The organism is Mycobacterium sp. P4_H6 (assembly GCF_056400845.1).
In genome coordinates this window covers 1-7,960 of record NZ_JBFUKN010000147.1, presented here as the reverse complement: position 1 = coordinate 7,960, position 7,960 = coordinate 1, and the positions used below count along the sequence as shown (strand labels likewise).

At 67.5% G+C, this 7,960-nt stretch carries 7 protein-coding genes; 4 read left to right on the top strand and 3 right to left on the bottom strand.

The window, feature by feature from the left end; genetic code table 11:
* Positions 1-2,111, bottom strand: a 2,111-nt coding sequence (ftsH, locus tag AC1DTF_RS31600; protein ID WP_477476923.1) for an ATP-dependent zinc metalloprotease FtsH, incomplete at its 3' end; no start/stop codon positions are given.
* A gap of 146 nt (positions 2,112-2,257) precedes the next feature.
* On the opposite strand from ftsH, the gene AC1DTF_RS31595 reads away from it, so the two are divergent.
* The 4 genes from AC1DTF_RS31595 to AC1DTF_RS31580 are packed head-to-tail and all read left to right on the top strand — an operon-like array spanning position 2,258 to position 6,148.
* The gene (locus AC1DTF_RS31595) at positions 2,258-3,199 is read left to right on the top strand and encodes an alpha/beta fold hydrolase (RefSeq protein ID WP_477476922.1); all 942 of its coding nucleotides are present in this window, start codon (positions 2,258-2,260) and stop codon (positions 3,197-3,199) included.
* Positions 3,196-4,374, top strand: coding sequence for an LLM class flavin-dependent oxidoreductase (locus tag AC1DTF_RS31590; RefSeq protein WP_477476921.1), 1,179 nt, complete (start codon positions 3,196-3,198; stop codon positions 4,372-4,374). The genes AC1DTF_RS31595 and AC1DTF_RS31590 overlap by 4 nt, the downstream gene beginning before the upstream one ends.
* Positions 4,374-5,390, top strand: coding sequence for a zinc-binding dehydrogenase (locus AC1DTF_RS31585; protein WP_477476920.1), 1,017 nt, complete (start codon positions 4,374-4,376; stop codon positions 5,388-5,390). Before AC1DTF_RS31590 ends, AC1DTF_RS31585 begins: the two co-directional genes overlap by 1 nt.
* Before the next feature lie 17 nt (positions 5,391-5,407).
* Positions 5,408-6,148 (top strand): SIMPL domain-containing protein, encoded by a 741-nt coding sequence (locus AC1DTF_RS31580; RefSeq protein WP_057170812.1) that lies wholly within the window; start codon positions 5,408-5,410, stop codon positions 6,146-6,148.
* A 103-nt stretch (positions 6,149-6,251) separates the two neighbouring features.
* On the opposite strand, the gene AC1DTF_RS31575 is transcribed toward AC1DTF_RS31580, so the two are convergent.
* A complete protein-coding gene (locus AC1DTF_RS31575; RefSeq protein WP_477476919.1) occupies positions 6,252-7,562 on the bottom strand; it encodes a DUF222 domain-containing protein in 1,311 nt (436 codons plus the stop codon).
* A 159-nt stretch (positions 7,563-7,721) separates the two neighbouring features.
* The coding region (locus AC1DTF_RS31570) for a transposase (RefSeq protein ID WP_477475059.1) at positions 7,722-7,960 on the bottom strand (239 nt) is incomplete at its 5' end.

Sequence of the window (7,960 nt, the reverse complement as noted above, 5' to 3'; positions counted from 1 at the left end):
GGCCAGCCCGGTGCGTGCCAGCCCGCCGGCGCGCCGTAATCCGGCTGCGCCTGACCGTGGCCCTGACCGTTCGGGGGTGCGCCGTTGGCGCCCGAGCCGTTGGTGCCGTTCTGTCCGGCCGCTTCGGCGGCCTTGCTGGCCTCGACGATGGCGGTCTTGTAGGCGGGCTCTTTCACCGGGGGCGGCCACGGCTCGCCGCGCTCGATCGCGATCTCACCGGGGGTCTTGATCGGCGGCTTGTCCGACGGGATCCGGCCACCGAAATCATTGAAGATGGTGATCCGGGGACGCTTCTTCACCCCGTCGAAGATGGCCTTGAGCTCCTTGCGGTGCAGGGTCTCCTTCTCCAGCAGCTCGCCGGCCAGGATGTCGAGCACATCGCGGTACTCGGTGAGGATCTCCCACGCCTCGGTGTGCGCGGCCTCGATCAGCTTGCGCACCTCGTCGTCGATGATCTGCGCGACCTCGTGGCTGTAATCGGCCTGGGTGCCCATGGAGCGGCCCAGGAAGGGGTCACCGTGTTCGGTGCCGTAGCGGACCGCGCCGAGCTTGGCGCTCATGCCGTATTCGGTGACCATGGCGCGGGCGATCTTGGTGGCCTGCTCGATATCGGAGACCGCACCGGTGGTGGGCTCGCGGAACACCAGTTCCTCGGCGGCCCGTCCGCCCATCGCGAACACCAGCCGCGCGACCATCTCGGAGCGGGTCATCAGGCCCTTGTCATCCTCGGGAACCGCGACGGCGTGGCCGCCGGTACGACCGCGGGCCAGGATGGTGACCTTGTAGATCGGCTCGATATCGGGCATCGCCCAGGCCGCCAGGGTGTGGCCGCCCTCGTGGTAGGCGGTGATCTTCTTCTCGTGCTCGCTGATGATGCGGCTCTTGCGGCGCGGACCACCGACGACTCGGTCGACGGCCTCTTCCAGCGCGGCGCCGGTGATGACGGTGCCGTTCTCGCGGGCGGTCAGCAGCGCCGCCTCGTTGATGACGTTGGCCAGGTCGGCACCGGACATGCCGACCGTGCGCTTGGCCAGGCCGTCCAGATCGGCGTCACCGGCGATGGGCTTGCCCGCCGAGTGCACCTTGAGCACGGCGCGGCGGCCGGCCAGGTCCGGGTTGGACACCGGGATCTGACGGTCGAAGCGGCCGGGACGCAGCAGTGCCGGATCCAGGATGTCGGGACGGTTGGTGGCCGCGATCAGGATGACGCCCTGGCGCTCACCGAAACCGTCCATCTCGACGAGCAGCTGGTTCAGCGTCTGCTCACGCTCGTCGTGGCCACCGCCAAGACCGGCGCCACGCTGACGCCCGACGGCGTCGATCTCGTCGACGAAGATGATGCAGGGGCTGTTCTGCTTGGCCTGTTCGAACAGGTCACGCACCCGTGAGGCGCCGACGCCGACGAACATCTCGACGAAGTCCGAACCTGAAATCGTGAAGAACGGAACCCCGGCCTCCCCGGCCACGGCGCGGGCCAGCAGCGTCTTACCGGTTCCGGGCGGCCCGAACAGCAGCACGCCCTTGGGGATCTTGGCGCCGAGCGCCTGATAGCGGCTCGGGTTCTGCAGGAAGTCCTTGATTTCGTAGAGCTCTTCGACCGCTTCGTCCGCGCCGGCCACATCGGCGAAAGTGGTCTTGGGCATGTCCTTGGACAGCTGCTTGGCCTTGGATTTGCCGAAGCCGAAGCCCATTCGGCCGCCGGACTGCATGCGGGAGAACATCACGAACAGGCCGACCAGCAGCAGCAGCGGCAACATGTAGATGAGCAGGGTGYCGAGCACGCTGCCCTGGTTGACCACCGTGTTGATCTTGGCGTTCTTGGCGCTCAACGCGTCGAACAGCTGCACCCCGACACCGGTCGGGTACTTGGTGAGGATCTTGTCGCTGTTCTCGGTGTCGCCGTTGCCCGACTTCAGCTCGAGCCGGAGCTGCTGCTCACGGTCGTCGATCTGAGCGCTCTTGACGTTGTCCGCGTTGATCTGAGCCATCGCCACCGAGGTGTCGACCGGCTTGAATCCGCGGGTGTCGTCGCTGAAGTAGAAGAAGGACCAACCCAGCAGCAGCACGACGGCTATCGCCGACAGCGTGCGGATGACGTTTTTACGGTTCATCGATATCTCCGGCCTGCACGGGTGCGGCCGGCCCGGTCCTTCCGATAAGCGCAGTTGGAAAACTCAAGGCTACCGCTTGACCAACGATCAGAAGTTCCCCGCCCGACTTGCTCGCCCACGCGGACCCCGTGTGCTTGGGTGAGATCGTGATCACACCAACCACCCGGTTAGTAGATACCAATGGCGTGACGTTGCGGGTGACCGAGGCCGGTGAGCCCGGTAATCCGGTCGTCGTGCTGGCCCACGGCTTCCCCGAACTGGCCCATTCATGGCGCCACCAGATTCCCGCGCTGGCCGCGGCCGGGTACCACGTCATCGCCCCCGATCAGCGCGGATACGGCGGGTCCTCGCGACCCGAGGCGATCGAGGATTACAACATCGCCGAGCTGACCGCCGATATCGCTGGACTGCTCGATGATGTCGGCGCGCAACGCGCCGTGCTCGTCGGGCACGACTGGGGTTCCCCGGTGGCCACGAACTTCCCGCTCTACCACCCCGACCGGGCGAGCGCGGTGGTGGCGCTGAGCGTCCCGCCGATCCCGCGGGCCTCGGCGGCGCCCACGCAGATCTGGCGGAAGATCTTCGGTGACAACTTCTTCTACATCCTGTACTTCCAGCAGCCCGGGGTGGCCGACGCGGCGCTGAACGCGGATGTACGTGCCTCCCTGCAGCGGATGGTGGCGCTGGAGGGTTTCGGCGGGCCCATCGACGAGATGGCCGACCAGCCGCTGCCGCCGCTGCCGGACTGGCTGAGCACCGCGGAGTTCGACGAGTACGTGCGGGCGTTCGAGGTGACCGGCTTCACCGGACCGCTGAATTGGTATCGCAACTTCGACCGCAACTGGGAGCTGACCGATCCGGCGGCCGGCGGGCTGACCGCGCACACCATCACCGTCCCGCTGCTGTTCCTCGCCGGCAGCGCCGACCCGGTGCTGGGATTCACCCCGCGTGACCGGGTCACCGAGGTGGCCACCGGCGGATACCGCGAAGTGCTGCTCGACGGTGCCGGGCACTGGTTGCAGCAGGAGCGGCCCGACGAGGTCAATGCGGCCTTGCTGGAGTTCCTCGGCGAATTGGACCTGACGTGAACGCGCCGCTGGACTTCGGTGTCTTCATCACCCCGTTCCATCCGACCGGTCAGTCCCCCACCCTCGCGCTGCAGTACGACATGGACCGGGTGGAGGCGTTGGACCGGCTGGGCTACGACGAAGCCTGGTTCGGCGAGCACCATTCCGGTGGTTACGAACTCATCGCCTGCCCGGAGGTGTTCATCGCCGCGGCCGCCGAACGCACCCGGCACATCAGGTTCGGCACCGGCGTGGTGTCGCTGCCCTATCACCACCCGCTGATGGTCGCCGACCGCTGGGTGCTGCTCGATCACCTGACCAGGGGACGGGTCATATTCGGCACCGGACCGGGGGCGCTGCCCTCGGATGCCTACATGATGGGCATCGATCCCGTCGACCAGCGCCGGATGATGCAGGAGTCACTGGAGGCCATCCTGGCCCTGTTCCGGGCTGGGCCCGAGGAACGGATCGACCGCCAGACCGACTGGTTCACCCTGCGTGACGCCGCGCTGCACATCCGCCCCTACACCTGGCCGTACCCCGAAATATCGACCGCAGCAATGGTTTCGCCGTCCGGGCCGCGACTGGCCGGCCAGCTCGGCACGTCCCTGCTGTCGCTGTCGATGTCGGTGCCCGGTGGGGTCGCGGCCGTGGAGACCACCTGGGACATGGTGACCGAGCAGGCGCAGAAGTCCGAACGCGAGGCCCCCGACCGCAAGGACTGGCGGGTGCTGGGCATCGTGCACGTCGCCGACACCAAGGAGCAGGCCATCGAGGACTGCACCTACGGGCTGCAAGATTTCGCGAACTACTTCGGTGCGGCCGGGTTCGTGCCGTTGTCCAACTCCGCGGACGGAGGCCAGGGCGATGCCCGGCAGTTCGTCGAAGACTATGCGGCCAAAGGCAATTGCTGTATCGGCACGACCGAGGAGGCGATCGCCTACATCCAGGACCTGCTGGACCGCTCCGGCGGTTTCGGCACGTTCCTGCTGCTCGGTCACGACTGGGCGTCACCGGCGGCCACCTACCACTCCTATGAGCTGTTCGCCCGGGAGGTCATCCCGCACTTCAAGGGACAGCTGACCGCACCGCGCGCCTCCCACGATTGGGCCAAGGGCATGCGGGACCAACTGCTCGGGCGCGCCGGGCAGGCCATCGTCAACGCCATCACCGAGCATGCCGGGGACAAGCCCTGATGCGCTCGGCGGTGTTGCGCGACGGCGCCATGGTGGTGCGCGATGACGTGCCCGAACCGGTGCCAGGCCCCGGCCAGGTGCTGGTGGCGGTGAAGGCATGCGGAATCTGCGGATCCGACCTGCATTTCGCCGCGCACGGCGATCAGATGCTGGCCGCGGGCGCGGAGATGGAAGGCATGCCGGACACCATGTCCGGTATCGACCTGTCCGCCGACATCTACATGGGGCACGAATTCAGCGCCGAGGTCCTGGAGCCCGGACCCGGCACCGACGCGCCGGCCCCCGGCTCTCTGGTGACCTCGGTCCCGGTGCTGCTGACGCCGACCGGGCTCGACATGATCGTGTACAGCAACACCACCGTCGGCGGTTACGCCGAGCGCATGTTGCTCTCCGCACCGCTGCTGCTGCCGGTACCCAACGGCCTGGACGCCCGCCACGCCGCCCTGACCGAGCCGATGGCGGTCGGCCTGCACGCCGTCAACACCTCGAAGATCGAACGCGGTGAACCCGCCCTGGTCATCGGGTGCGGCCCGATCGGCATCGCGATCATCGCCGCCCTGAAGTACCGCGGGGTGGAAACCATTGTGGCAGCCGACTTCTCCTCCACTCGGCGCGCACTCGCCGAGACTGTGGGTGCCCACGTGACCGTCGACCCGGCACAGGGTTCGCCGTTCCACCAGAGCACACCGGCGGTGGTGTTCGAAGCGGTCGGCGCCCCGGGCGTGATCGACGACGTGCTGCGACGCGCACCGGCAGGCGCCAGGGTGGTGGTCGCCGGTGTGTGCATGCAGCCCGACACCGTGCACCCGTTCTTCGCCAGCGCCAAACAGCTCAGCCTGCACTTCGTATTCGGCTACGACCCATCCGAATTCGCCGAATCGCTGCGTGCCATCGCCGAGGGTGACATCGACGTCGCCTCGCTGATCACCGGAGAGGTCGACCTGGACGGGGTGGCGGATGCGTTCGCCGATCTGGGCGATCCGGACCGGCATTGCAAGATCGTCGTGACGCCCTGACGCGCTATGGTTCGAACATGCCACTCGCGCGACGATTGCCGGCCCGTGTCTGTCTCGCTCTCGCCGGGGCGGTGCTCGCCGTCGGGGTCAGCGCCTGTGACGCACAATCGGGTCCCGCGCCCGTCGGTGACCCGTCCGCCGCGGCCGCCCGCCAGGTCACCGTGGTCGGATCCGGTGAGGTGCAGGGCACCCCGGACACGCTGACCGTCTCGGCGGCAATGGAAGCCATCGCCGCCGATGTCACGGGCGCGCTCAACCAGACCAGCCAGCGGCAGCAGGCCGTCCTGGATGCGCTGACCGGCGCGGGCATCGAGCAGAAGGACATCAGCACCACGCAGGTGTCGCTGCAACCGCAGTACAACTCCGATGGCACCAGCATCGCCTCCTACCGGGCGAGCAATGCCATCGACGTGAAGATCCGCGACGCCGACCGTGCGTCGGACATCCTGGCTCTGATCGTCACCACCGGCGGGGACAACACCCGGATCAACTCGGTGAACTATTCGATCGCCGACGACTCCGCCCTGGTACGCGATGCCCGCACCCGCGCCTTCGAGGATGCCAAGGACCGCGCCCAGCAGTACGCCGAACTGTCCGGGCTGAACCTTGGAGACGTCATCTCGATCTCGGAGGCCGACGGCACCACGCCGCCGCCGCCGGTCCCGATGCCGCGCTCTGCAATGGCCGAGTCGGTGCCGCTGGCACCGGGCGAGCAGACCGTGGGCTTCTCGGTGACCGTGATCTGGGAGCTGACCTAGCGCACTGATTCGCTAGCTGGTTCGCAGCAGTCGGGTTGGCCACCAACGCCATCGGCGCTGCGGCCGGTTTCTCTGTGCAGTTTTCAAGGTGCTGAGTCGTGGTTTATGCGGCGGTGGGCAGGGTGGTCATGGTGCGTCGGGCGTGTGAGCGCAGGTGTGCCGGTTTGGGCCCGGCCGGGTCGTGCGGTGGGATGAACCAGGGGTGGCGGTCGGCGCCGAGGTAGACCTGCCAGCCGCCGTGGTGGATCGCGGTGTGGTGCAGTCGGCACAGCAGCACGCCGTTGTCGATGCTGGTGGCGCCTCCGGAGGCCCACGGTCTGATGTGGTGGGCGTCGCACCAGGACACGGGTCTGCCGCAGCCGGGGTGCGCGCAGCCACCATCGCGCACCGCCAACCCTTTACGAATCAGAGGTGTGAATAGCCGTTCGGCGCGGCCGACGTCCAACGGCGCGCCCAAGGCGTCGACGGTTACCGCGGTCAGGGTGCTGTCGCACGCAATCAGGTCCGCGGTGCGGGCGCTGATAGGCCCGCCGAACCCGAGAACATCCACGGACCCAGCTGCGGCAGGCCGGATCAAGGTGACGTGGGGAAGCACACCACCGCTCATCGGGCGCTGCGAACTCGACAGGTAGGTGCGCATGATCTGCCCGAACGCATCGGCGCGACGGCGGCCGGTCGGGCGGGGGTCCGGCGACCCGTCGGGCAGCGGGACGGGCCGGCACAACGGATCCAGCGCGGCCAACAGTTCCTCTGCCGTGAGCGCGTCGAGATCGAGGCTGGCCGCGACCCGCCCGTCCTMGGTCTGCACCACGGTCATCTCGTTGAGGTCGGCGTTCTCCGCGACCGGCACCGCGCCGTCGTCGCGAGGCTGCGTTGCGGCTTTGAAGATGGCGATCTCGCGGGCCTTCTTATCGACACCAGAGGGCGTGGTCTGAATCATCAACGACGTGACGACGCCCGCCCGGTCCTCCTCGGACAACGCGACCCTGCCCGATACATGCGCGACTCCTTTGCCGATGGCGTCGGCGAACTCGATACCGATCCCACCGAGGCGCTGAGCCCGGGTCAACGCCGGCAGGGTGTGCGCCGCGCGCCCCACCCGTGCCGCGCGGTACGCGGCACCGGGAGCCATGCCGCAGCTGATGAGCAGGTCGCTGCCTGAGCTCAGGTGCCGCCGCGCCGGGATCCCGGCCCGCTCCGCGGCCGCAACCGCCTGGGCGATCACATGATCGGCCAGGTTGCGTGTCACCACCGCGGCGGCCAGCACCGCCAGCAGCGGTTGCTCATCGAGCACCCGCCGCGGAGAGTCCAACAGATCAAACAACCGGCGATCGGCATCGTCATCGGGCGGCGGCGCAACAGCAAGATCATCGATGAGCGCATCAATGAACGTATTGAGATGGGTGGCGTCCATAGGGATACCGACTTTCACAGAAGGCGCCCAACGGGCACGATCAGGCACAACGGTCCACACAGCCCCATAGGGGCCGTCGAACCTCACGGCGACCGGAGTCGCGGTCTGTGCTCACCAGCTGATGGGAGCAACGTCGCATTCGAACTTGTGTGCGACTCCTCACGTTTTCATGGGTAGTCGAGGGTGTAATCCGCCGATGCAGAGGTAGATCATCGAGCTCAGTGCTCGGGCGGAGTGATGGCCGTAGCCGCGTGCGTTGATGAGGCGGGTTCGGGCGTTGATGCCTTCGTTGAGGGCGTTGGATATGCCGAGTTCCACGGCGGAGATGATCGCTTCGAAGTGTTCTTGTAGACGTTTGCCGAGTTCAATGAATGCGGGAATGCGGCTTCGTTTGGCGG

Bases quoted from the DNA above. Each gene is read 5' to 3' on its own strand.
- AC1DTF_RS31585 (WP_477476920.1), top strand. From the start codon at position 4,374: ATGCGCTCGGCGGTGTTGCGCGACGGCGCCATGGTGGTGCGCGATGAC.
- AC1DTF_RS31580 (WP_057170812.1), top strand. From the start codon at position 5,408: ATGCCACTCGCGCGACGATTGCCGGCCCGTGTCTGTCTCGCTCTCGCC.